Below are 22,274 nucleotides of genomic sequence, written 5' to 3'. Positions count from 1 at the left end.
TATGAGAAACCTATGTTTGTTAATTTGTATCACTGCGGCATTGGCCTCGTGCCAGTGGGGCGTACCTAAAAATAAACCCGATACTACCCCATTTAAGGATACGCTTCGTTACACCTATAAAACGATAAAAGAGCGGGCTGAAGATTGCGGTACTAAACCCGACAGCGATTGTACAGTAGTAAAGATTGTATATCCTGTTTTTGATAGTGCAAAAACGCTGAACGATACTATAACCCGCAAGCTCACCAACCTGTTTGCTTATGATGGTAAAGCTGATAGCAGCCTGCAGGCACTAACCAAAAATTTCCTGAAATCATACACCGATTTTAAAAAAACCGACCCACGCACGGGTATGTTTTTTACGCTGGATGACAGTGTACAGGTAGTCAGGCAGGATTCGGGCCTAACCACACTTCAAGTTAAAGGTTACACTTATACTGGCGGAGCGCATGGCGGTTCATTTACAGCTTTTATTAATTGGGACACTAAGGCGGGCAAAAATTTAACCCTAAATGATATCTTCACTCCCGGTTACCAGGATAAGTTAAAAGCCATTGCCGAAAAGATTTTCAGGAGGGACGAGAAACTAAGCGATAGAGCATCCCTCAAGGATAATTATTTTTTTAAGGATGATAAATTCGCGTTGAATACCAATTTTTCGGTTACACCTTTAGGTATCAAATTTCTGTATAACCAATACGAAATAAAACCTTACGCAGCCGGTATTACCGAGCTGTTTATTCCATACGCGCAAATCAAATCATTGTTACGGCCCAATACGGTTGTAAGTCAATTCATCAAATAAATGCTTGTTTTTAAATTCGGAGGGGCATCGGTAAAAGATGCAGCGGGGGTAGCCAACCTTGCAAACGTTGTTAAACAATATACTGATAAACAGTTGCTCATTGTGGTATCGGCCATGGGTAAAACCACCAATGCGCTCGAAAAGCTTACCAAAGCCTATATGGAGCAGGATGAGGAAATGTATATGATATTTGATGAGATCAAAGCCTATCACTACAATATCCTGAGCGAGTTGTTTGAAACCGGCCACCCTGTTTTTGACGAAGTAGCCAATACCTTTGTAGAAGTAGACTGGGCCATTGAAGATGAACCACATGATAGCTACGATTTTGTATACGATCAGATCGTATCCATCGGCGAACTGGTTTCTACCCGCATAGTTGCCGCCTACCTCAATAAAGAAGGCGTTAAAAGCAAATGGCTTGATGTGCGAGGTTACATACACACCGATAACACTTACCGTGAGGGTATTGTAGATTGGGATAAAACCAAAGCAAGTATAAGCAAAGAGATCCCCGCGCTGTTAGAAAAAAGCATCGTGGTAACCCAAGGCTTTTTAGGCGGCACATCCGAAAACTTTACAACTACTTTAGGCCGTGAAGGCTCGGATTATACCGCATCCATATTTACGGCCTGCCTCGGTGCCGAATCTGTAACCACCTGGAAAGATGTTCCCGGCATCCTCAATGCCGATCCCAAACATTTTGCCGATACCGTTAAGTTTGATGAGCTATCCTACACCGAAGCCATCGAGATGACTTACTATGGCGCCAGTGTTATCCATCCTAAAACCATTAAACCGCTGCAAAACGCTAAAATACCTTTGCTGGTAAAGCCATTTACGGATCCATCAGCACCCGGTACGGTTATTAAGGAGGATGGGCAGAACAGTTTTGTCAAACCCATTATTATCATAAAGCAAAACCAGGTATTGCTATCTGTATCGGCCAAAGATTATTCATTTGTAACCGAAGATCATTTGAGTGATGTATTCCGCCTGTTTGCGCAAAACCATATTAAGGTTAACGTAATGCAAACTTCGGCGCTAAGTTTTTCAGTTTGTTTTGATTGGAACGAGGAACGGTTTGGGAAATTGCTGGTTAGCCTTAAACAGGATTTTAAGGTTAAATATAATGACGGCTTAACGCTTATTACCACAAGGCATTATGCCGCAGGTACAATAAGTGAGCTAACTGAAGGCAAAACGGTTTTGTTGGAGCAGGTGAGCAGGAATACAGCACAGGTGGTGGTGAAGTAATTTATGTTAGGCTTACGAAGTAGTCTAAATTACTTCGTAAGCCTTTAAATACCCTATAAGGCGTGTCTCCACGCCCGCATTGTGTTTCTGGCGATAATTCGTGGTCGTGGAGACACGACCACCGGGAGAGAAGGTAAAACATCTCAATCCACCACCAAAACGCCATCAGCCATAATCTCAATATCTTTTTTAGGTTGATTGATTTTTGCTATTTCCTCTTTGCTTTTACCCGCATCGGCGGCATAGTGCTGCAGTTTGGCAACGCTTGTTTCATTTACGGTGGCTTTACCTTCAACCACTACATTTTTACCAACAATGTTTTGCGGCATAAAGTAAGCATAATCAGTAAACCTGATCATTACGGGCGTACCGTTTTCGCGGGCTATTTTTATGAAGCAGCCTTTTTTAGTACATACTTCAACCACTTTACCGCTAACGCGGCCATTATAAACCGAATCGGTATTTAAAGCAGTGCTTAGCGCGGCAACATTAATAGCTTTTTCGGCAGTGATAGTTTTGCCGTAGGTAACGCCCGGAGCGGCCGGTGTGATCTTGTTTTGTGCAAAAGTAATGGTGCCGGTAAATAAAGCGGCAATAAGCAGGATAAATGTTTTCATGATTTTGTTTGATAAACAGTGTGATAGAGGCAAAAATATAAAATAAACCCTCTCACAATCATCCGCAGCTGGAGTTTTTATACCCGTTTATAGCCCCAAAAAGTTATATTTGGGCATGAAGGCAATCAACATCGTCAGAGATTCGGCAAATATCGGACTTGGGATTTTATCCGCAGCTTTCGGTCTTAAGGGCTTTTTACTATCAAGCCATTTTATCGACGGTGGTGCCACCGGTGTTTCCATGCTTATCTCGGATGTTACCCCGGTATCCATCTCTATCCTTATCTTCATCATTAACGTACCTTTCTTATGGCTTGGATATCGTAAGCTTGGGCTTTGGTTTGCAATCAAAAGCACTATCGCTATAGCTTTGCTTTCACTTTGCCTGGCCTTGGTGAGTTTTCCTGATGTTACACATGATAAACTGCTTACTGCTGTATTTGGAGGCGTTTTTATAGGCACAGGGAGCGGGCTGGCCATGCGTGGCGGTGCCGTGCTTGATGGTACTGAGATTGCCGCCGTACTGGTAAGTAAAAAGACCCAGATACTGAAAGTGAGTGACTTTATATTGTTGCTCAACGTACTCATATTCGGTGTAGCGGCATCGGTGCTGGGTGTTGAGCCGGCTATGTATTCGATATTAACCTACATGGCTGCCGCCAAAATGATCGATTTTTTACTGAACGGTATCGAGCAATATTCGGGTATTACGGTAATTTCAACCAAAAGCGATGCCATTCGCCGGGCTATAACGGTAACTTTAGGCCGTGGTGTTACTATTTACCAGGGTAAAAGTGGCTATGGTAAGGATGGGCATGTAAATGATCCGCGCGATATTGTTTTCACGGTAGCAACCCGCCTGGAGATCCCCTCACTTAAACAAACCATTCTGCGGATAGACCCCAAAGCTTTTATTGTACAGCAAAGTATTGATGATACTACGGGTGGCTTATTGAAGCGGAAGAAACTTCATTGAAAAGCTAAATGCTTAAGGCCTAAAGCTGAAAGCAATTAGAAAGGCAGACAGCAAAAAAAATAGAAAACTGCCCTGCCAATTATGAAAGAATGCGCTTCGGCTTTTGGCGTTCTGCTTTGGGCTCTAAGCTTACAAAACGCTCACCGGGTGCTTATGCTCATCAATCGCTACAAAAGTAAAAGTACCTGTAATAGCTTTTTCGCGTACAAACGAGTACATCTCTTCAATATAAATCTCAACCAATACTTTTAAGCTTGTATTGCCAATATGGGCTATTTTGCCAACAAGCTCTATAATAGTGCCTGCCGGAATGGGGCGTTTAAAATCAATCCTGTCTGATGACACAGTAACCATCCGTTTGCGGGTAAAGCGGGTGGCGGTAATAAAAGCAACTTCGTCCATCATGGCCATCGCTGCACCGCCAAAAAGTGTATCGTAATGGTTGGTATCACCCGGGAAAATGGTTTTTAATATGTGCGATTCGGCTGCTTGTATTTTTTCTTCGGTAGTCATTGTTATCTTTTTCGTATTAAAAAAATAAGGCTTCCCTTTTTAGGAAAGCCCTGGTTTATCTATCCGTTTTTTACGGAAGCTTATCGTAATTTACCCCATTTTAAATAGGTTGCCCCCCACGAAAAGCCGGCACCAAATGCGGTTAGGATCACATTATCGTTCTCCTTAAAATCTTCTTTATAATCCCACAACGCCAGCGGAATGGTGGCCGCAGTGGTGTTACCATACCTGTCGATGTTTATTTTAACACGGCTTTCAGGTATACCCAGCGCGTCACCTACTGCATGAATAATGCGGTAGTTAGCCTGGTGGGGGATAAGCCAGTTAATATCGTTTGTACTGAGGTTATTACGTTGCAAAACGGCGGTACAACTCTCAGTCATGCCTTTAATGGCAGCTTTAAATACCACGCGGCCGTCCTGGTGTATGTAGTGCAGTTTGGCATCAATAGTTTCTTCAGAAGCCGGGTTCATTGACCCGCCGCCGCGTACCAATAAATGCTGCCGGCCGTGACCATCGGTTTTAAATACACTGTCCACCACTCCCAAATCTTCTGTTGTTGGTTCAAGCAGTACTGCTCCGGCACCATCACCAAACAGGATGCAGGTGTTACGATCTGCATAGTTTACAATGGCGCTGTTTTGATCGGCTCCAATAACTATTACTTTTTTATAGCGGTTACTTTCAACAAGGCTTGAGCCAAGGGTGAAAGCATAAAGAAAACCGCTGCAGGCAGCGTTAACGTCGCTTGCCCAGGCATTAATAAGGCCACATTTTTCGGCTACAATGCTTGCAGTTGATATAAGCAGGTAATCGGGTGTAGAGGTAGCTACGATTATGCAGTCAATTTCGGCCGGATCAACTTTGGCATTTTCAAGTAAATTTTTTACGGCAAAGCTTGCCATATCTGAAGTAGCGAGCGTCCGATCGGCCAAAATTCTCCTTTCCCTGATCCCTGTGCGTGAAACTATCCAATCGCTGTTAGTATCCACCATTTTTTCTAAATCGCTGTTAGTTAAAATGTTGTCTGGAACGTATCCGCCTATACCAGTTATAACCGCATTGCTTTTTAATGCCATAAATAATGTGTATTCTCAAAAAAACATGCAAAGATAGGGAAATTTGACGGTTTATACCTGTCACACAACTGTATGTTTATCAAACAGAATCCATAAATATTGCAATAAGCTACCCTTTATCGACACAAATACGTCGCTAACCGACACATCTTACAACCATTATCACGGGGTTTTTAGCTTTGAATCAACAATTTGATTAAACTTAAAGGAGCGTAAGCAATGGAAAGAAAGAATTTTTTGAAAAGCCTGATGATAGGCGCGGTATCTACAACGGTATTGGTGGAGGCCTGCAAAAAGGATGCGGACACTGCCACCGCAACTTCAAGTACTTCAGGAAGTTCATCTTCCGGCAGCAGCTCGTCCGGCTCCACCGATTCGGGCAGTTGCAGTGTGGCACCTACCGAAACTGAAGGGCCGTACCCAACGCACTCTCCTGCATCTTATGTAAGAAGCGATATTACCGATGGCCGCACGGGCTATAAACTTACCGTGAAAATTACAATTAATAACAGCAACAACAGTTGTAATGCACTTTCGAGCGCGCTGGTTGATATCTGGCATTGCGATGCGGCGGGCAATTACTCTGAATACGGCGGCATTGGCTCACAATCAACCAACTATACTTCGGTGCATTTTTTACGCGGCCGGCAAACCACCGATACCAACGGACTGGTAACTTTTACCTCTATTTTCCCCGGATGGTATACCGGTCGGGCCACACATATCCACGTACATGTTTATAACGCTACAGGTACATCATTAAAAGTAACCCAGATTGCCTTCCCGGAGGGTACGGGTACGGCTTTGGCGGCGGTGAACGGATACAGCAAAGGCATGAGCGGTTATACTTATAATGCTAATGACGGCATATTCAGCGATGGTTATTCGCTCGAGCTGGCGTCGGTTACGGGCAATACTACTGATGGTTTTGTGTTAAGCATTAATTTCAGTGTGCCGGCCTGATTATTTTAAATATAATATGACGCCCAAACGCATAATTGTACTGTGTTACCGGAAAATTATTGATATAAACTCGGCAAAGGCCTGGGATAAGATGGTGTTTGAAAGCACCTACCTCGAATTTAAAATGCAGGCGCAAAATTTTAGCCTGGGTACCAAATATACGTCTTATGCCGATCTGCTTCGTAATGTGCCCAATGCGCAAAGGCTAACCGTTATGGTAACGCCAGCTGTTACCGGTTACGTTCAACAACTTGGTGGTGTTATGCCCGATGTATTAAATAATGCGGGAAGGCGGTTTTTAACATTCGATAAATTTCAGTTGGAGATCATTAACTCGGATATTGATGACAAAAACAGGCACCAGGTTGCGGTGAATTTTTACTCGGGACCGATGATCTGGCATGATACTATCGATATTTTTTTGCTGATCTCGGATCATCTCCCCGAAAACAATCAGCCTGGCCAAAATGGTAAATCGCTCACCAACCTGATGCAGGTTCAGTCATACGTAAACATCTGCTCAATACAATACCTCAATTAAAAATGGAAAAGCTATCGCCGGGACAAATACATTTAGCCGATCAAAGGGGATTTACCGAAACCAATACGTTGCAGCGTTACAGTAGTTTCAATTACGGTGCTTATTTTAACGAGTATCGTAAACCCTTAGGGAGGCTTAGCGTTTTTAATGAAGAGGTTCTGGCGGGCGGCAAAACCACCTGGTTTCAGGCCGAAAATGCGGGTTATGTTGTTTTTATTCCGATAACCGGCGAATTAATATTACAGGATGCGAACCAGGATAGTTGTATTATTGATGTTGGGCAGGTATATATGCATCATACTTTCCCGGGCGAGGTATTAAAGTTGGTGAACCGTTACCCCGGAGATGAGATCAATTATTTGTGTTTTTTTGTAGATAACAGCGCGGTTTTTTATGAAAACAGGATCTTTAATTTTGATTTTGCCGGTAAACCGAACCAACTCATTGGTATTGGTCATAAGCAAGCAGCCTTACCTTTTCGTTTAAGTATCGGTATGTTTGCCGGTCGTGCCGATGCATTGTACTGTTTAACTAATAAAAATTCCCTTTTTTACGCATTTGTAGTAGCGGGGGCATTTGAAGTACAGGGGCGTTTGTTGCACCAGCGCGATGGATTGGCTTTATGGGCCGGGGATGAAATAGATCTGGAAGCGCTCAGTAACAATGCGATAATTGTTACGCTGGAATTGTTGAGCGAATCATCAAATGATTACCTCCCATAATCATAAAGCTGCGGCTTAAACCTTTTGGCTAATAAACCGGTAGCCTTTTCTAAATCAATATCAGCAACTATCACACCCTTTGTTCCATAAGGCTGCCAGGCTAAGCATGTACCATCCGGCGCTATGATGGAACTTGCGGATTCGGGATAGAGCGAGCCGTAATTGGAGCTGGCAAAGTATATAGTGTTTTCCAAAGCCCTCATCATCATTGCTTTTTCGTAATAAGGGTTATCCATACTGCCCCAATCCTTTAGCAATACCCCATCAGTATTACTACCCGAAAAATGCGGGTGAAAAACAATCTGTGCCCCGTTTTGCGCAGCCCATCTTACCGATTCGGGATAACGAAACCCCTCGTGACAAATGGTTACGCCAAACTTTAAACCATTTATCTCAAAAATATGCCGGTCGGTTCCCGGCACCCAAATATCGTCTTCTGTTGGGTCGAGTTGATTTTTGGTTTGATAGCCAAGCACTTTTCCGGTGTTCGATACTACCTGGGCTATATTCAACAGGCCCGCGTTGCTGTACCAATCCATAGGCATCACAATAGCTATATTATGCCTCACGGCCATAGCGCATACCTCATCTAAAGCCCCCTGTAATACTTCCGGCGATTTTTCTTCGGGTTCGGCAATCATACCGGGATATCCGGGAATATACGATTCGGGAAAACAGATAATCACAGCTTCCCGCCGGGCTGCTTCCCGTACCAGTTTTTCGGCTTGTTCTAATCCGTCGGCTATAGATTTTGGAAAGGGAGGAGAGGCAATTGCTATTTTCATCATCGGGCAAAATTTATGTGCTAATTTAACAGTTAGCCTGCTTTTGGGATCGGAATTTTGCATTCAATTTCCTAAATAACCGAACAATAAAAAGGGAAACTTCTGAAAATATTAATCTACAGGCAACTCTCACAGCAAAACCATAGTAATTATTATGTATATAAAAAATCACACTACATGAAATTACTATCAAAATTAACAGCAGCGGTTCTTGTAATGGGGGCTCTGTTTTTTGCAAATACGGCAAAAGCGCAAACCACACCTGCAAATGCGTTCCGTTTAGGTTTAGGGATTGAAACCGGGGTACCCACCGGCCTGGCAAGGCTTGGCAGCACATTTACATTGGGGGGTACGGCCCGTTTACAATATGGTATAAGTAATGATTTTGCGGCTACCTTTACCGTGGGCGGCTATCATTTCTTCCCCAAAAAAATTCCCGGATCGGACAAACGTTATGGAAGCTATGGCGAAATCCCAATTAAGTTTGGTTTTAAAGAGTTTTTTGTGCCTAACGTATATTTTGGCGGCGAGGCAGGTATTGCTTACGAGAAACTGGAAGAAGGCTGGGGCCCGCACAGGCTTGATCTTTCACCGGGCCTGGGTTATGCCAATAAAACCTGGGATGTAAGCATCCGTTATGAAAACTTTTCGGGTGCTGATCAGCCTCGTTTTGGTATGGTTGGCCTGCGCCTGGCCTATGGTTTTGGCTTATAAATTTGGCATATATAATTATCCTAACTAACAGGCCGGTATGATACCGGTTTTGTTAGGTTGACTGGCCCTCTTTCGGTTTTTTCGGAAGAGGGTTTTTGTTTATTATTGAGGCTACAGTAACTGTTCGGCGGGCAACCGGCAGAGATTAGTATAAAAAACAGAAAGTGCAATTGGGGTTAGTCGATAAAAAGTGCCTGTTAGTCGGCACATTATGGTTTAAATTTGGATTTTAATATACATTTTTACACCTTCAAGTTGTTTTGACCGCTGCCTGTATTGTTTTGTGTTTTACCCTAATTTATTTATTCTAAATTGTCTAACCCATTTCCTGATGCATACTTTGAAACGCTCAAAGGCATGGTTTTAAAAAAAGCCGGTCTTAATTTTACCGAAACATCAGCATTAAAATCCATTATAACAGCGCAAACCGGCCACCAGCTTAGTTTATACGCATTGAATAAGGCTTTTGGCCTTGCGCCGGCCAGGTTTAAACCCTCACCCTATACACTTGATGTTTTAGCCCTGTTTTGCGGGTATGAAGGCTGGGACCATTTTTGCCGAGTTTGATTTTACCAGCTAAATTTCAGAAAGATAACGCCCTGCCTTGGCAATTGTACAGTAGCGCCCGATAATCCTGATTTGGCCATTAAGGTAACCGGCTTGCCAAATTTTTGTAGTTGCCCGGCTTTTTCAAGTTCTTTAACCTGGGTAGCAGTAGGGTTTTGTGGCGACCCCATCTTTTTCCATACCTCATAGGCATTACTGTGCGCATTATCTATACGGTATTGGGTAAGTTTAATAAAAGTTGGGGGCAGGCGCTCTATCCTGATTTTTACGGTTTTGCCGGTGTCCTGCATATCATCGTCGTGATAGTTCCAGAGTAAAACGGTCATCTCTTTTTTATCTACAGCGGCCACTGCGCCAATATCAGTATGCGTACCCCTGATGCTTGAATCGGCTACGGTTTTAAGCGGGTACATCTGGCTGCCGCTTACTTTAAGTCGTTTACCCTTCATCATCCCCAGCATCCTGAACACATTCAATACCGGTTTATCAACGCCGTTGGTTGCCAGATCGCGAAAGCCATAAAACCACGGCTGATTTTCAAACTCGAACGACCATGATACTGAACCCATAAAGTTTACCCCTAACGAATCGGCCAGTTGATATTCGCGCGCAACGGAGGCTGCCGTATAGCTCGAATACATGGTGCCGTTACGGTATGCATTTGATGGGTTAGTGGCCATACCGCAGGCTGCGCAGCCCTCAGGGTCAGATTCACCAATCACAATAGGCGTATTTTTTGTTTCGGGGTACGATGCTACAATTTTAAAACCCTCCCTGATATCGCGGATCTGCGGTGCCATATTCATGCGTACCTGGCTATTAACCAGGGTAGGCTGCCCCTTGGCGTGAAATGAGATCACATCAATTGGCGAACCTATTTTACCCGTAGCATAATTGGTATCGGCAATACAATGTTTAATAAAAGCATTCAAAAATTTCATACCGCCAGGGCTTGAGCCGCCCGCAACTTCGGGGCCGCCTACGTGTGCCGTTGGCAGGGCCCGTTTTACGCCATGGGCGGCATAATCATACAGTTTAAAAAACTCCTGCATGGTACCTTTCCAATAGCCAATATTGGGTTCGTTCCAAACTTCCCAGTACCAGCTTTCAACTTCGGTTTGTCCGTAACGCTGCACGCAGTGTTTTACCCATTGATAAACAAGTTCTTCCCATTTGTTGTAATCTTTTGGCGGATAGGCCCAGCCGGTATATACATCATCATAATTATCGCCCGGTTTCCAGTAGTGACGGTAAGGTTTTGGATGGGTGGATAAGGCTTCGGGCATAAAACCAATCTGGGCGTAAGGTTTCATGCCCAGTTTAATATAGGTATCAAAAATACTGTCAACCAAATGCCAGTTGTAAACCGGATTGCCTGTAGCATCTTCAGTATAAGCATTGGTCGATCCCCATTTTAACGCAGCCGTTCCATCTCCGCTGGTAAGCAGGTTATGCACCCGCATATGTACAGGTACCGGGCTTAAGGCAGCCAGCTCGCCAAGCAGTTTGCGGCCATCTTTCATATAGGTATAGTTAGGCTCGTCGTGCCCAAACCAGGCCCAAACAGGGTACATATCACCAATTTTATTGTTTAAGCTGATATTGATGGTCGCCGGTTGCTGAGCAAAGCAACTAATGCTGATAAACAGCAAAAGGTATGGGATAAGTTTGATGATCTTCATTTAGGTGCTGTTTGGTGGTTTATTGGATGCAGACCAAACATAGGTAATTTTATTTATTGTTAAAAGAACAATTAAAATCGTTGATTGGAAACGATTACGTTGATTACGCTGATTTTTCTGAACAGGGATTTGGGGGGATTTTTGGGATGACTGGATTTTGTCTGAACTCGAATTTGGGGGAATTAAGGAATTATACAGAATGCTAATCAAATTCAAGAAATTCTAATAATTCCCCCAAATTCGAGTTCAGACAAAAAAAATCCACCCATCCCCAAAATCCCGGTTCAAACAACACAACATATCAGGTATAATTTACGTTAACAGGCTGTTAATTTATTGTTTACTCGCTTCAGAAATTCTACAGAATTGAATTGTATCATTGTGTTTTTCAGCGCTTAATAAGGGGGATTCTTTGCAAAAGTTCAGGTTTTATTTTATTTCGATGCTATTGGCAGCTTCGTTTGCGCTGCCTTCTTATGCCCAGGTTAAGGATACATTACAAAAGGATGCCATAAAAAGGGATTCCTTGCAAAAAGATTCGGCCCGTAATATCCTTACGTTGCCCGATACGGTTAAACACCTTCAAAGTAAAATTCCTTCATACATACCGCCTGCGGCTTTTGTTGCGTATGGTTTACTATCATTAAAAGTGAAGGTTGTACGCAATTTGGATTATAGCGTTCGCGATGATCTTAATAAGGATCATCCGGGCTTTCATACCAATGTTGATAACTATCTGCAGTATGCGCCGATAATATCCGTTTACGGTTTAAACGCATTAGGTATCCATGGTAAAAATACTTTTATTGATCGTACCATGTTGCTGGTACTTTCTGAGGCCATATTTGCCGGTACCACCTTTGGTTTAAAACGTGTTACCCACCGCATGCGGCCCGATGGTTCCAATAATTTATCATTTCCGTCTGGTCACACCGGCAATGCCTTTGTATCTGCCGAGTTTATGGCCCAGGAATATGGCGAACGTTCGCCTATATACGGCGGTGTTGGCTATGCTTTTGCAACCACTACAGCCATTTTAAGGGTATACAATAACAAACATTGGTTTAGCGATATTATAGCGGGAGCCGGTTTCGGCATCCTGTCTACCAAGGCGGCTTATTATTTGTATCCGCTTATCCGTAACAGCGTATTCCGTGGCGGTAATGAAAAAAAGAATAACAGTTCATTCTTGCTGCCCACTTACCAGGATGGAAGGTTTGGGCTAACCTTTGCCAAAAGTTTTTAAGCGGCGTTACTCACCACGAGATCGCTTGTAACCCCCCTCTACGTAAATGTAAAGAGGGGATTTTTTTTGTTTGATTTTTTTACCCTCTTTGCGGCTTGCCGCAGAGGGTGGTCCAGCGAAGCGTAGACCGGGTGAGTAAACTATGTGCCTTGCCGGCTTATATGTTGGATTTATAAATTATCTATCTGATTTAAAGTATTTTGTGTTATTTTATTTAAAAATCTCACCATAAATTATTCTTACCTATTGCAACGTACGTTTTTAATACATACCTTTGGTTTATGAGTTTGTTTAAAAAGGATATTGCTGCCGATCCGGCACCCACCAAAACCGAAATGGATGTTTTGCAGGTGCTGTGGCAGTATGGCCCATCCACAGTGAGGTTTGTGCATGATAAGCTTAACGAGCAAAAGGAGGCCGTAATTTATACCAGCACCCTGAAGCTGATGCAGGTAATGAAGGAGAAGGGGATGCTGGAGCGCGATGAAACCAATATGAAGCACGTTTACAGCGCCGCAGTTGAGGAAAGCAAGGTAAAAGGAAACCTGCTTGGCCGCTTTGTTGATTCGATGTATAACGGTTCGCCGAGCGATTTGATGGTGGCCCTGCTGGGTAATGATAAAACATCGGCCGAAGAACTCAAAAAAATAAAAGAGCTGCTTAACAACATGGACGATAAACAGTAAAATATTTACCGATATGCACCTGCTCCTTAACATCAACACCATCACCCAAAACCTCATACAAGCTTTTAGCTGGATGCTGATCCATTCGCTATGGCAGGGTTTGGTGCTGGCTGTTATGAGTGCGCTGGTGATGTTATTTACCAAAAAGGCCGGTTCGGTACTGAGGCATAACCTGATACTTGCGCAGTTTTTACTGTTTGTGGGAGCCTGCCTGTTTACGTTTGTTTGGGAATTGAATAAACACCCTCAGCAAAACATGATGCAGTTGGGCAGGGCGATAGGGGGTACAGCAACAGCCTTATTGAGCCTTAATGGCGATGGTGTAAGGGCTTTTGCTTATGCCTGCATTAACTATTTTACAGCCAATGCACCTATGGTTGTGCTGTTATGGTTTGTGTTTTTCCTGTTTAGATGGGTGCGGATGATGCGTGGCCTGGTATTTATCCGCCTGGCCAGGTACAGGCAGGTATCCGAACCTTCAGACTATTGGAAAAACAGGGTTGAGCAGCTTTGCCAAAAACTGCAGTTGAAGCAGGCTGTGCAATTGCTTGAATCGGGCTATGTAAAAATGCCTATGGTTATCGGTCACCTGAAACCGCTCATCCTGATCCCGGTGGGCTTACTGGCCGGATTACCGCCCGAACAGGTAGAGGCCGTGTTGCTGCATGAACTGGCCCATATCCGCAGGCATGACTATCTGGTTAATATTTTGCAAACCATTGCCGAAACCGTGTTTTTCTTTAATCCGGGTTTGCTATGGATTTCGGCTTTACTTCGTGATGAGCGCGAAAACTGCTGTGACGATATTGCCCTCGCCCAAACAAAAAATAAACGGGAATTTATACAGGCACTCATCAGTTTTAAAGAGCATTCGCTTTACGGAAACAATTACGCGGTAGCTTTCCCGGGTAAAAAGAACCAGTTGCTGCAAAGGGTAAGCCGCATACTGGGGCATAAAAATAAAACCATAACTACCGGCGAAAAGGCATTCCTGATAAGCGGCCTCATGATCCTCTCGGCCATTATTGCCACGGCGGCTATCGCGCAGATCAGGGAAGTTAGCAAGCACGAAAATAGCAACAAGTATCTGCATAAACAGCAGTATCTTATAACCAAATCAGCAAGCACAAAACCTGCAGTTACAAGTAAACCGGCAGATAAACCAAAGCTCTTAAAACAGAAACAAGTTATCCCATTATCACAACCTACCCCGGTAAGTGATGAGCAAACTATGGTTAATGCACAACCGGTTTCTGCTACGGAGGAGCGGCCTGAGCAGGACGCATTGGCTGCAAAGCAGCAGGCCGAGCGTGAAAGCGCGCAAATATCGGCCGATAAAATCAAGTTTAATAACGAGCAATTGCAAGCTAAACGCGACCAGGATCAGGCCCGCATTGATATGGAGCATGCAAAGCTTGACCAGGAACAGGCCCGTCGCGACCAGGAGCAAGCCAAACGGGATCAGGAACAAGCCATGCGTGATCAGGCGCAGGCTAAACTGGATCAGATACAGGCCATGCGCGATCAGGAGCAGGCCCGGCGTGACCAGGAACAGGCCAAACGTGATCAGGCTCATGTTAATAAACCTCAAACAGAACCTATTAAAAGCAAAACAAACGTTCAGGAGTAAGTAATCAAATTCTTTTCTACCGGTTGATGAGGCAGGAGTGCACCCTGTTTTAGAGGCCGGAGTATGGCTAAATCTTAAAATCTTAATTATCAATTTTAAAACCGCCTGTATGGCGGAGGGGAAAGCTATTGCCCGATTTCTAACCTTTAAATCAACAAAAAATGAAAACAAATTATTTCAAAATCAGCACGCTGCTGATGGTTTCCTTAGCGTTTGCAGCAGTAGCTAACGCACAAAAGCCCACAAAAAAAACTGCTTACGACCCGTATAACAATTATGCTAACTTCAGCAGCAACGGCCGCGAGCAAATCCAAACCCATTGGAACGGTAAAACCTACCAGATTGAATTGCTGAAAGACAAAATGACCTCACTGGCCATTGATGGCGAAACGATTCCGCTGGCAAGATGGGGCGAATACAGCAAAGAGATTGCCGCCATCCGCGAGCAAATAAAAAAAGACAGGATCCAGGCAAAAAAAGACCAGGAGCAGGCCATGCGCGATCAGCAACAGGCTAAACGGGATCAGGAACAGGCCAGTCGGGATCAGCTGCAAGCCAAACGCGACCAGGAGCAGGCCCGTTTAGATCAGGAACATGCCAAAACGGAACAGGAACAAGCTGCCCGCGATCAGCAGCAAGCCAAACGCGACCAGGAACAAGCTGTCCGCGACCAGGAGCAAGCCAAACGCGATCAGGAACAGGCCGGTCGTGATCAGGTGCAGGCTAAACGCGACCAGGAACAGGCCCGCTTAGATCAAATACAGGCTAAAAAAGATCAGGAACGGGCCGCCGAAGATCAACGATTATTAAAACAGATGACCGGCGATTTAGTGAAAGATGGCATTATCGCAAACGAGGAAGCGCTACACGATATGTCATTTAACAGTGAAGAACTGATTGTTAATGGTGTTAAACAGTCAGATAGCGTGTTTAAAAGATACGCAGCAAAATACAAACGCTTTGCGCAGGGCAATTCTTCGTACGAGAATGGTAAAAAGCAGTTTAATGGACTGCATATTCATCGTAATTGATTAATTCGCTTCCGGTAAAAATGGTCCATCGTATATTGTGATGCGCCATTTTTACTTTATATTGGTTGTGTAATCCATATCAATGAAAACCTTTCTTATCACCACTATCTTATTTATTTATACCAATTTGTTATTTGCCCAACATAATACCTTTAAAACTGCAAGTGCCTGGGTTGACGGTGTGCTTTATAGTATCAGTTATAGTAACAGTGATACCGTGGTAGAGGTAAAAGCAAAACGGAGAATAGTAAGCCGCTTACATGAATTCGGTATTTGGGAAATGAAATTTATTGATTTCAATAAAGATGGCTATAAGGATATTCTTATACAATATGTTTCAAACACACCCAACGACAACAACCTTTACTTGTACAATAAACATAGGCATAATTTTATAGAGGTTAACAATTTTAGGAATTTCGCTTACGCGGCGGGATTGGGAAGTAACAACTTATATTATTCATATGAAAGGGCGGGATGTGGTGATTTAAATTGGAATAGTTATTTGTTCAAAATAGTCAACTTTCAGGCAATTCCAATCGGCTTCATTTCGGGGCTTGGATGCAATGGTGATGAGAAGATGGGCATATTTATTTTTAAGATAAATAGAACTAAAGAGAAACTTATCCGGGAATACCCCATTGATAAAATTGATAAATATAAGAGTTATAAGTGGGGCTTCATTAAGCAGTACTGGAAAACTAACTACAGAAAATTCCTGTAGCATATCGCTTACTTCTTCATCCCCCTCGCCCTCAACTTACTCAAAAACTCCGGCGAGATCCCCAAATAAGAAGCAATATAATGCTGCGGCACCCTTTGCGGTATGCCGGGATACCGGTTAATAAACTCCTGGTATTTTTCCATAGCTGTAGTGGCTATGGTTTTAAACAAACGCTTTTGCACCACCGTAAGATGCCTTTGCAGCATAAGCCTGAACATACGCTCAAGTTTGGGCACTTCGGCAAGCAGGCGCTCTTTGCTTTCGCGGTTGAGGATAAGCAATTCGCAATCTTCTAATGTTTCGATATTCATGTAGGCGGGGCTTTGATCCTGAAAGCTGGCCAGATCGCTTACCCACCAGTCTTCAACGGCAAATTGCAGGGTTACCTCGGCACCGTTTTCATCAATAATGTATTCGCGGATGCAGCCTTTATTTACATAAGCCTCAAAATTGCAGATATCACCCGCTGCAAGCAGTCGTGTTTTTTTGGGCACTTTACGATATTCGAGAATCTCATTAAACAGCGCTGTTTCTGCCTCTGTTAAGTTAACAGACCGTGCTGCATAATTATTGATGTTTTGAAACATGGCTCAAATATAAGCCCGATGGTAAGTATACCTGCAAGTGCCGGGTGGTAAATAATTTCATTTCTTGTCCCAGTTCAATGGATTTATCGCGGCGGATGTCTCAATTTTACGTCGTTATAAACCTTCCGAAAAAAATGAGAAACGACGTGCTCGATGCTATTGTTAACAACGCCTTTGCCGAAATTGAAAAACTGATACCCGTTTATATGCAGGATGAAAACGACCGGGTAATCTCGAACGGAAACCTGGCCGCATGCATTATAGCTGATGACGGAACGGTTTACGGCAAAATGTTTGGCTCCAATCAACCCCGTCTGCGCCAATCGTACAGGGTGGCCTGGACAAAGGCCAGCCAGGTATGGCTAACCGTCGTAAAAACCGGCGAATATGAGCGTATGGTATTTAACCGCGAAGTGGAAGAAAACGGCAATGGCATTGAAGCCCCCGGCCTGATTGGATGGGAAGGAGGCCAGCCTTTAACGCTTGCCGATGGTACAAAACTTTCGGTGGGTTTCAGCGGTTTTAGGGGAGTAACCGATCTGGAAATTATGGTTAAGGCATTCGGCCTTTAATTAACATAACAGAAAATTAATAAACTCATATATAAATATTATGACCTATCTACCCAATCCAACCCGTTACCAGGATATGGAATACCGCCGTTGCGGTAACAGCGGTTTAAAATTACCGGCGGTATCGCTGGGCTTATGGCACAATTTCGGCGGTATTGATAGCCTGGAGAATGCCCGCAATATTTTACGTTTGGCTTTTGATAAAGGCATCACCCATTTTGATCTGGCTAACAACTATGGCCCGCCGCCGGGCTCGGCCGAAGAAACTTTTGGGCGTATTTTAAAAGATGATTTTAGAAGCTACCGCGATGAGCTCATCATCTCGAGCAAGGCCGGTTGGGGCATGTGGGATGGCCCTTACGGCGATTGGGGCTCAAAAAAATACCTCGTTGCCAGTTTAGATCAAAGCCTTAAACGCATGGGCCTGGATTATGTGGATATTTTCTACCACCACCGCCCGGATCCCGAAACACCTATAGAAGAAACCATGGGTACGCTTGATTTGATGGTACGCCAGGGCAAGGCTTTGTACGTGGGCATTTCAAGCTACAGCGCATCCGAAACCGAGCGGGCCGTGGCCGTATTGAAAGAGTTAGGTACGCCATGCCTTATCCATCAGCCTAAATACTCGATGTTTGACCGTTGGGTTGAAGGTGGCCTTCTTGATGTATTGGAAGATGAAGGTGTTGGTTGCATCCCGTTCTCTCCACTGGCACAGGGGCTGTTAACCAATAAATACCTGAAAGGTATCCCCGAAGGTTCAAGGGCTGCCGCTCATCGCGGTAATGGTGCTATTGATGAAGATGCTATAACCGAACAAAACATAGCTAAAGCTGCAAAACTAAATGAGCTTGCTTTACAGCGTGGGCAAAATTTGGCACAAATGGCTTTATCATGGATTTTGAAGGATAAGCGCATCACTTCGGTATTGATAGGCGCAAGTAAACCTGAGCAGGTAACCGATTCGATAGGCTGTTTGGCAAACACCTCATTTAGCGAGGAGGAGTTGAAGTTGATTAACAGCATACTGGCATAAAACCAATCAAATCAACCTAAATTATGAGAAGAGAATTTTATATCCGTCCGCTGGGTGTGGCCCTGCTGCTGTTATCGGCAGGATTGGCTCAGGCCCAGAAGGCGCCTTTTTCTGTCGATGGAAAAACGGCTAAGCTTTATGTAACTGCCAAAAACACCGAAAAAAAGATAACCGAAAGCGGCACGCTACAGTTTGAAGCTTATCCGCAGCCCTTGGAGAACGAGGTCACCATTTTTGTCGATCCATCCAAAACTTACCAAACCATGCTGGGAATTGGCGGTGCACTCACTGATGCCTCGGCCGAGGTGTTTTATAAGATGCCTAAAGACAAACAGCAGGTGGTGCTTACTGATTATTACGACAAGGATAAGGGAATAGCTTACACGCTTGGGCGTACCAATATCCAGAGTTGCGATTTTTCGAGCGACACCTATGCTTATGTAAAGGATGGCGATGTGGCCTTGAAAACATTCGATATCAGCCATGATATGAAATATCGCGTGCCTTTTATTAAAGAGGTATTGGCAGCGGCAGGTGGTAAGCTTACGCTGTTTGCCTCGCCCTGGAGCCCGCCCGCCTGGATGAAAACCAATAATGATGCCCTGCACGGCGGCAAACTCAAAGCCGAATACAACCAAAGTTGGGCCAACCTGTACGGCAAATTTATCAATGCTTACGAAAAGCGGGGCATCCCGATCTGGGGTATCACCGTGCAAAACGAAGAAATGGCCGTGCAAACCTGGGAATCGTGTGTATTCACTGCCGAAGAAGAACGCGATTTTATCAAGAACTTTTTAGGCCCGGCCATGAAAAAAGCAGGCTATGCAGACAGAAAACTGCTGATCTGGGATCATAACCGCGATTTGATGTACCAACGGGTAAGCACCGTATTGGAAGATCCGGAAGCGGCCAAATATGTATGGGGTGTTGCCTATCACTGGTACGAAGACATAGCCGCGCAGGGTGCAGGCATGAACTTTGAAAACGAGCGCATGGTTGCCCAAACATTCCCCGATAAACCGCTGATGCTTACCGAAGGCTGCGCCGCCGATTTTAACCCCGAAAAATATACCGACTGGGGTTTCGGAGAAAAATACGGCGCATCTATGATAAACGATTTTAACATCGGCACCGTAGCCTGGACAGATTGGAACGTATTGCTGGACGAAAAAGGCGGCCCCAACCACGTAGGTAACTTTTGTATGGCACCAATCCATTACGATACCAAAAACGATAAGCTGATTTACACCAATGCTTATTATTACCTGGGCCAGTTCTCTAAATTTATCCATCCCGGTGCCAAACGCATCGCAAGCTCATCAAGCCGTAATAACCTGCTTACTACGGCTTATGTAAATACCGATGGTAAACTGGCTGTTGTGGTAATGAATAAAACCGATGCCGATATTGATTACCGTTTATGGATAAAAGGCAAAGCCGCCAAAACCAAAAGTCTTGCACATTCAATTGCAACCGTAGTTATTGAGTAGTGCAATTAGTTTGAAAGTGTTGTTGGCCTCCCGGTTTATGCCGGGAGGTTTTTTGTTTTAAGCCGCCGGTTTGCTATCTTTGCATCATTAGTAACAAAAACTCTCAAAAATTTGAGCCATGTAATCTCATTAGCATAAACGTTTAATGAGCTTCCCCATCCCAGGGGAGGAGGTGAATTTCTATTTCTTTTAATTAAAATTTTACAACATGGCTATATCACAAAAATATGGTCGTACGTATCATTATCCGTTTTCGCCGGGTACCACCAGCGACGACAGGATACAGCACGACTATTGGCAACATATACAAAAAATACCCACGCTTATCCATACCGAAAAACTGGATGGCGAGAACAACTGCTTATCGCGCAATGGCGTTTTTGCACGCTCGCACGCAGCACCAACTGTTTCGGCCTGGACAGAGAGTATCCGCAGGTTCTGGCAACTGGTTAAAAATGACCTGGGCGATCTGGAGATTTTCCTCGAAAACCTTTACGCCATTCATTCTATCGAATACAGAAACCTCGAACATCATTTTTATGTGTTCGGCATCCGCGAACATGACAGATGGCTGAGCTGGGAAGAAACTAAATTTTATGCCGCAATGATCGGGCTGCCAACCGTGACCGAACTGGCAATAGTTCATCTGCCTAAAGATCAAATGATATTTGAGCGCGACACGCTGGAGCTAACCAAAGGCAGGGGAACTTTTGATCCGTACGATATATCAAACGGACAGCCCTCAACCATCGAGGGAATAGTATCCCGCAATGCGGATGCTTACGGAGTGGATGATTTTGCACGTAATGTATTTAAATATGTACGAAAAGGGCACGTTAAAACTAACCAGCACTGGACACGCAGCTGGAAACGTGCACCCTTAAAAAATGAAGGAGGTACCTATGTGGACCATTACTGAAAATAAAACCTGGGCATACCTCGAAACCCGCTTTGATTGGGTAAAGCGGATGGAAGATGTGCCGCAGGATGCAATTTATCATGCCGAAGGCAATGTGGCTATTCACACCCAAATGGTGCTTGATGCGCTGTTAACAGAGCCGTCCTACAAACAACTTCCTACACAGCAGCAGGAGATTTTGTGGGCTGCCGCTTTACTGCACGACGTTGAAAAATACAGCACAACGGTAATTGAGCCCGATGGACGGATCACATCAAACGGACACGCCCGTAAAGGCGCTATGACTGCGAGGCAAATCCTGTACCGGGATATACCAACGCCATTGGCCATCCGCGAGCAGGTGGTAGGTTTGGTACGTTACCATGGTTTGCCGCTCTGGATTTTTGAAAAGCCCGATCCTGTAAAAGCACTTATTATGGCAGGCATGGAGGTAAATACCCAATGGCTTGCCCTGCTGGCCAGGGCCGATGTACTGGGTCGGATTTGTGACGATCAGGATGATATGCTGTACAAAGTTGACTGCTTTGAAGCTTTTTGCCGTGAACAAAATTGCTGGGGTAATGCCCATAATTTTGAAACGAACGAAGCGAAAATGTACTACATGCAAAGGGAAGATACCTACCCGGACTATGTACCGTTTGAACAACCAGTTTTTGAGGTAATATTGATGAGCGGACTACCCGGAGCAGGAAAAAATACCTATATCAAAAAGTATTATCCGGATATGCCTGTGGTATCGCTTGATGATATCCGGATTGCACGGGGCATATCGCCTACATACAAAAGTGGCAACGGCATGGTGATACAGGAGGCAAAAGAACAGGCCCGTATTTTTTTACGAAAACAACAAGGCTTTATCTGGAACGCTACCAACATCTCCCGGCAAATGCGTATGCAATTGGTTGAGTTGTTTACCACCTATAAGGCATCTGTAAAAATAATTTATGTAGAGGTGCCTTATGCCGATTTACTAAAGCAGAACCGAAATCGTGAAGCAGCAATACCTGATGCCGCGTTAGAAAAATTGACCGATAAACTGGAAGTGCCGGCTTTGTGGGAAGCTCATGAAGTACTTTATTCTGTAACCGATGCCGAATAATTGGCATCGGTTATCTCACCCAATATGATCGGG

24 protein-coding genes are annotated in these 22,274 nt (G+C 44.2%); 18 read left to right on the top strand and 6 right to left on the bottom strand.

Translation table 11 applies throughout. The features are described 5' to 3' along the window. Position 1: 1 nt before the first annotated feature. Together HYN43_RS14895 and HYN43_RS14890 are read left to right on the top strand one after the other, a co-directional pair. Positions 2 to 805, top strand: coding sequence for a DUF3298 and DUF4163 domain-containing protein (locus tag HYN43_RS14895; protein ID WP_119410106.1), 804 nt, complete (start codon positions 2 to 4; stop codon positions 803 to 805). Next, positions 806 to 2,062 carry an aspartate kinase gene (locus HYN43_RS14890; RefSeq protein ID WP_119410105.1) on the top strand — a complete coding sequence of 419 codons (1,257 nt, stop codon included), beginning with the start codon at positions 806 to 808 and terminating at the stop codon, positions 2,060 to 2,062. Between the two features lie 143 nt (positions 2,063 to 2,205). Here the strand turns inward: HYN43_RS14890 and HYN43_RS14885 are convergent, their stop codons facing one another. Beyond that, a complete protein-coding gene (locus tag HYN43_RS14885) occupies positions 2,206 to 2,679 on the bottom strand; it encodes a DUF4920 domain-containing protein (protein WP_119410104.1) in 474 nt (157 codons plus the stop codon). A 115-nt stretch (positions 2,680 to 2,794) separates the two neighbouring features. Here HYN43_RS14885 and HYN43_RS14880 point away from each other — a divergent pair, with 115 nt between their 5' ends. Continuing rightward, the gene (locus HYN43_RS14880) at positions 2,795 to 3,655 is read left to right on the top strand and encodes a YitT family protein (protein ID WP_119410103.1); all 861 of its coding nucleotides are present in this window, start codon (positions 2,795 to 2,797) and stop codon (positions 3,653 to 3,655) included. A gap of 129 nt (positions 3,656 to 3,784) precedes the next feature. Here the strand turns inward: HYN43_RS14880 and HYN43_RS14875 are convergent, their stop codons facing one another. Both HYN43_RS14875 and HYN43_RS14870 read right to left on the bottom strand, forming a co-directional pair. Next, complete coding sequence (locus tag HYN43_RS14875; RefSeq protein ID WP_119410102.1) at positions 3,785 to 4,168, bottom strand: acyl-CoA thioesterase; 384 nt, start codon at positions 4,166 to 4,168, stop codon at positions 3,785 to 3,787. 80 nt (positions 4,169 to 4,248) lie between these two features. Beyond that, positions 4,249 to 5,247, bottom strand: coding sequence for a beta-ketoacyl-ACP synthase III (locus HYN43_RS14870; protein ID WP_119410101.1), 999 nt, complete (start codon positions 5,245 to 5,247; stop codon positions 4,249 to 4,251). A 219-nt stretch (positions 5,248 to 5,466) separates the two neighbouring features. On the opposite strand from HYN43_RS14870, the gene HYN43_RS14865 reads away from it, so the two are divergent. The 3 genes from HYN43_RS14865 to HYN43_RS14855 are packed head-to-tail and all read left to right on the top strand — an operon-like array spanning position 5,467 to position 7,473. Continuing rightward, a complete protein-coding gene (locus HYN43_RS14865) occupies positions 5,467 to 6,210 on the top strand; it encodes a dioxygenase family protein (protein ID WP_119410100.1) in 744 nt (247 codons plus the stop codon). A 16-nt stretch (positions 6,211 to 6,226) separates the two neighbouring features. Then, the gene (locus tag HYN43_RS14860) at positions 6,227 to 6,751 is read left to right on the top strand and encodes a hypothetical protein (protein ID WP_119410099.1); all 525 of its coding nucleotides are present in this window, start codon (positions 6,227 to 6,229) and stop codon (positions 6,749 to 6,751) included. 2 nt (positions 6,752 to 6,753) lie between these two features. Then, on the top strand, positions 6,754 to 7,473 hold the full coding sequence (locus HYN43_RS14855) for a pirin family protein (RefSeq protein ID WP_119410098.1): 720 nt from the start codon (positions 6,754 to 6,756) through the stop codon (positions 7,471 to 7,473). Here the strand turns inward: HYN43_RS14855 and HYN43_RS14850 are convergent. After that, positions 7,461 to 8,261 carry a carbon-nitrogen hydrolase family protein gene (locus HYN43_RS14850; RefSeq protein WP_245446918.1) on the bottom strand — a complete coding sequence of 267 codons (801 nt, stop codon included), beginning with the start codon at positions 8,259 to 8,261 and terminating at the stop codon, positions 7,461 to 7,463. The two genes, HYN43_RS14855 and HYN43_RS14850, sit on opposite strands and share 13 nt — an antisense overlap. A 174-nt stretch (positions 8,262 to 8,435) precedes the next feature. Between HYN43_RS14850 and HYN43_RS14845 the strand changes: the two genes are divergently transcribed. Together HYN43_RS14845 and HYN43_RS14840 are read left to right on the top strand one after the other, a co-directional pair. Then, the gene (locus HYN43_RS14845; protein WP_119410097.1) at positions 8,436 to 8,972 is read left to right on the top strand and encodes a hypothetical protein; all 537 of its coding nucleotides are present in this window, start codon (positions 8,436 to 8,438) and stop codon (positions 8,970 to 8,972) included. Between the two features lie 312 nt (positions 8,973 to 9,284). After that, on the top strand, positions 9,285 to 9,539 hold the full coding sequence (locus HYN43_RS14840) for a hypothetical protein (RefSeq protein ID WP_119410096.1): 255 nt from the start codon (positions 9,285 to 9,287) through the stop codon (positions 9,537 to 9,539). A gap of 2 nt (positions 9,540 to 9,541) precedes the next feature. Here HYN43_RS14840 and HYN43_RS14835 read toward each other — a convergent pair whose 3' ends face one another. Continuing rightward, positions 9,542 to 11,221, bottom strand: coding sequence for a GH39 family glycosyl hydrolase (locus HYN43_RS14835; RefSeq protein ID WP_119410095.1), 1,680 nt, complete (start codon positions 11,219 to 11,221; stop codon positions 9,542 to 9,544). 412 nt (positions 11,222 to 11,633) lie between these two features. Here HYN43_RS14835 and HYN43_RS14830 point away from each other — a divergent pair, with 412 nt between their 5' ends. From HYN43_RS14830 to HYN43_RS14810, 5 genes are all read left to right on the top strand, one after another. Next, positions 11,634 to 12,467, top strand: coding sequence for a phosphatase PAP2 family protein (locus HYN43_RS14830; protein ID WP_162996491.1), 834 nt, complete (start codon positions 11,634 to 11,636; stop codon positions 12,465 to 12,467). A 281-nt stretch (positions 12,468 to 12,748) separates the two neighbouring features. Continuing rightward, positions 12,749 to 13,153 carry a BlaI/MecI/CopY family transcriptional regulator gene (locus HYN43_RS14825; protein WP_119410093.1) on the top strand — a complete coding sequence of 135 codons (405 nt, stop codon included), beginning with the start codon at positions 12,749 to 12,751 and terminating at the stop codon, positions 13,151 to 13,153. A gap of 13 nt (positions 13,154 to 13,166) precedes the next feature. Further along, on the top strand, positions 13,167 to 14,783 hold the full coding sequence (locus HYN43_RS14820) for a M56 family metallopeptidase (protein WP_119410092.1): 1,617 nt from the start codon (positions 13,167 to 13,169) through the stop codon (positions 14,781 to 14,783). Positions 14,784 to 14,944: 161 nt separating this feature from the next. Beyond that, positions 14,945 to 15,814 carry a hypothetical protein gene (locus tag HYN43_RS14815; RefSeq protein WP_119410091.1) on the top strand — a complete coding sequence of 290 codons (870 nt, stop codon included), beginning with the start codon at positions 14,945 to 14,947 and terminating at the stop codon, positions 15,812 to 15,814. A gap of 82 nt (positions 15,815 to 15,896) precedes the next feature. Further along, entirely contained in the window at positions 15,897 to 16,538 is a 642-nt protein-coding gene (locus tag HYN43_RS14810; protein ID WP_119410090.1) for a hypothetical protein, read from the top strand. A gap of 8 nt (positions 16,539 to 16,546) precedes the next feature. Here the strand turns inward: HYN43_RS14810 and HYN43_RS14805 are convergent, their stop codons facing one another. Next, a complete protein-coding gene (locus tag HYN43_RS14805) occupies positions 16,547 to 17,125 on the bottom strand; it encodes a Crp/Fnr family transcriptional regulator (protein WP_119410089.1) in 579 nt (192 codons plus the stop codon). A 134-nt stretch (positions 17,126 to 17,259) separates the two neighbouring features. Here HYN43_RS14805 and HYN43_RS14800 point away from each other — a divergent pair, with 134 nt between their 5' ends. The 5 genes from HYN43_RS14800 to HYN43_RS14780 all read left to right on the top strand — a co-directional run bounded on the left by HYN43_RS14800 (position 17,260) and on the right by HYN43_RS14780 (position 22,241). Beyond that, a complete protein-coding gene (locus HYN43_RS14800; protein ID WP_119410088.1) occupies positions 17,260 to 17,697 on the top strand; it encodes a hypothetical protein in 438 nt (145 codons plus the stop codon). A gap of 40 nt (positions 17,698 to 17,737) precedes the next feature. After that, positions 17,738 to 18,733: an L-glyceraldehyde 3-phosphate reductase gene (gene mgrA / locus HYN43_RS14795; protein WP_119410087.1), complete on the top strand. Its 996-nt coding sequence runs from the start codon at positions 17,738 to 17,740 to the stop codon at positions 18,731 to 18,733. A 23-nt stretch (positions 18,734 to 18,756) separates the two neighbouring features. Beyond that, positions 18,757 to 20,223, top strand: a complete 1,467-nt coding sequence (locus tag HYN43_RS14790) for a glycoside hydrolase family 30 protein (RefSeq protein WP_119410086.1) — start codon at positions 18,757 to 18,759, stop codon at positions 20,221 to 20,223. 208 nt (positions 20,224 to 20,431) lie between these two features. Further along, positions 20,432 to 21,142, top strand: a complete 711-nt coding sequence (locus HYN43_RS14785; protein ID WP_119410085.1) for an RNA ligase family protein — start codon at positions 20,432 to 20,434, stop codon at positions 21,140 to 21,142. After that, the gene (locus tag HYN43_RS14780) at positions 21,111 to 22,241 is read left to right on the top strand and encodes an AAA family ATPase (protein WP_245446917.1); all 1,131 of its coding nucleotides are present in this window, start codon (positions 21,111 to 21,113) and stop codon (positions 22,239 to 22,241) included. Before HYN43_RS14785 ends, HYN43_RS14780 begins: the two co-directional genes overlap by 32 nt. Positions 22,242 to 22,274: the final 33 nt, after the last annotated feature.

The sequence above is a fragment of the Mucilaginibacter celer genome, assembly GCF_003576455.2.
Taxonomy (GTDB): Bacteria; Bacteroidota; Bacteroidia; order Sphingobacteriales; family Sphingobacteriaceae; genus Mucilaginibacter; species Mucilaginibacter celer.
The sequence above is the reverse complement of the archived record's forward strand: the minus strand, read 5'-3'. Positions and strand labels throughout refer to the sequence as shown.

Coding starts and splice junctions, on each gene's coding strand:
- HYN43_RS14895 (WP_119410106.1), top strand. CDS start 2: ATGAGAAACCTATGTTTGTTAATTTGTATCACTGCGGCATTGGCCTCG.
- HYN43_RS14890 (WP_119410105.1), top strand. CDS start 806: ATGCTTGTTTTTAAATTCGGAGGGGCATCGGTAAAAGATGCAGCGGGG.
- HYN43_RS14885 (WP_119410104.1), bottom strand. CDS start 2,679: ATGAAAACATTTATCCTGCTTATTGCCGCTTTATTTACCGGCACCATT.
- HYN43_RS14880 (WP_119410103.1), top strand. CDS start 2,795: ATGAAGGCAATCAACATCGTCAGAGATTCGGCAAATATCGGACTTGGG.
- HYN43_RS14875 (WP_119410102.1), bottom strand. CDS start 4,168: ATGACTACCGAAGAAAAAATACAAGCAGCCGAATCGCACATATTAAAA.
- HYN43_RS14870 (WP_119410101.1), bottom strand. CDS start 5,247: ATGGCATTAAAAAGCAATGCGGTTATAACTGGTATAGGCGGATACGTT.
- HYN43_RS14865 (WP_119410100.1), top strand. CDS start 5,467: ATGGAAAGAAAGAATTTTTTGAAAAGCCTGATGATAGGCGCGGTATCT.
- HYN43_RS14860 (WP_119410099.1), top strand. CDS start 6,227: ATGACGCCCAAACGCATAATTGTACTGTGTTACCGGAAAATTATTGAT.
- HYN43_RS14855 (WP_119410098.1), top strand. CDS start 6,754: ATGGAAAAGCTATCGCCGGGACAAATACATTTAGCCGATCAAAGGGGA.
- HYN43_RS14850 (WP_245446918.1), bottom strand. CDS start 8,261: ATGATGAAAATAGCAATTGCCTCTCCTCCCTTTCCAAAATCTATAGCC.
- HYN43_RS14845 (WP_119410097.1), top strand. CDS start 8,436: ATGAAATTACTATCAAAATTAACAGCAGCGGTTCTTGTAATGGGGGCT.
- HYN43_RS14835 (WP_119410095.1), bottom strand. CDS start 11,221: ATGAAGATCATCAAACTTATCCCATACCTTTTGCTGTTTATCAGCATT.
- HYN43_RS14825 (WP_119410093.1), top strand. CDS start 12,749: ATGAGTTTGTTTAAAAAGGATATTGCTGCCGATCCGGCACCCACCAAA.
- HYN43_RS14820 (WP_119410092.1), top strand. CDS start 13,167: ATGCACCTGCTCCTTAACATCAACACCATCACCCAAAACCTCATACAA.
- HYN43_RS14815 (WP_119410091.1), top strand. CDS start 14,945: ATGAAAACAAATTATTTCAAAATCAGCACGCTGCTGATGGTTTCCTTA.
- HYN43_RS14810 (WP_119410090.1), top strand. CDS start 15,897: ATGAAAACCTTTCTTATCACCACTATCTTATTTATTTATACCAATTTG.
- HYN43_RS14805 (WP_119410089.1), bottom strand. CDS start 17,125: ATGTTTCAAAACATCAATAATTATGCAGCACGGTCTGTTAACTTAACA.
- HYN43_RS14800 (WP_119410088.1), top strand. CDS start 17,260: ATGAGAAACGACGTGCTCGATGCTATTGTTAACAACGCCTTTGCCGAA.
- mgrA (WP_119410087.1), top strand. CDS start 17,738: ATGACCTATCTACCCAATCCAACCCGTTACCAGGATATGGAATACCGC.
- HYN43_RS14790 (WP_119410086.1), top strand. CDS start 18,757: ATGAGAAGAGAATTTTATATCCGTCCGCTGGGTGTGGCCCTGCTGCTG.
- HYN43_RS14785 (WP_119410085.1), top strand. CDS start 20,432: ATGGCTATATCACAAAAATATGGTCGTACGTATCATTATCCGTTTTCG.
- HYN43_RS14780 (WP_245446917.1), top strand. CDS start 21,111: ATGAAGGAGGTACCTATGTGGACCATTACTGAAAATAAAACCTGGGCA.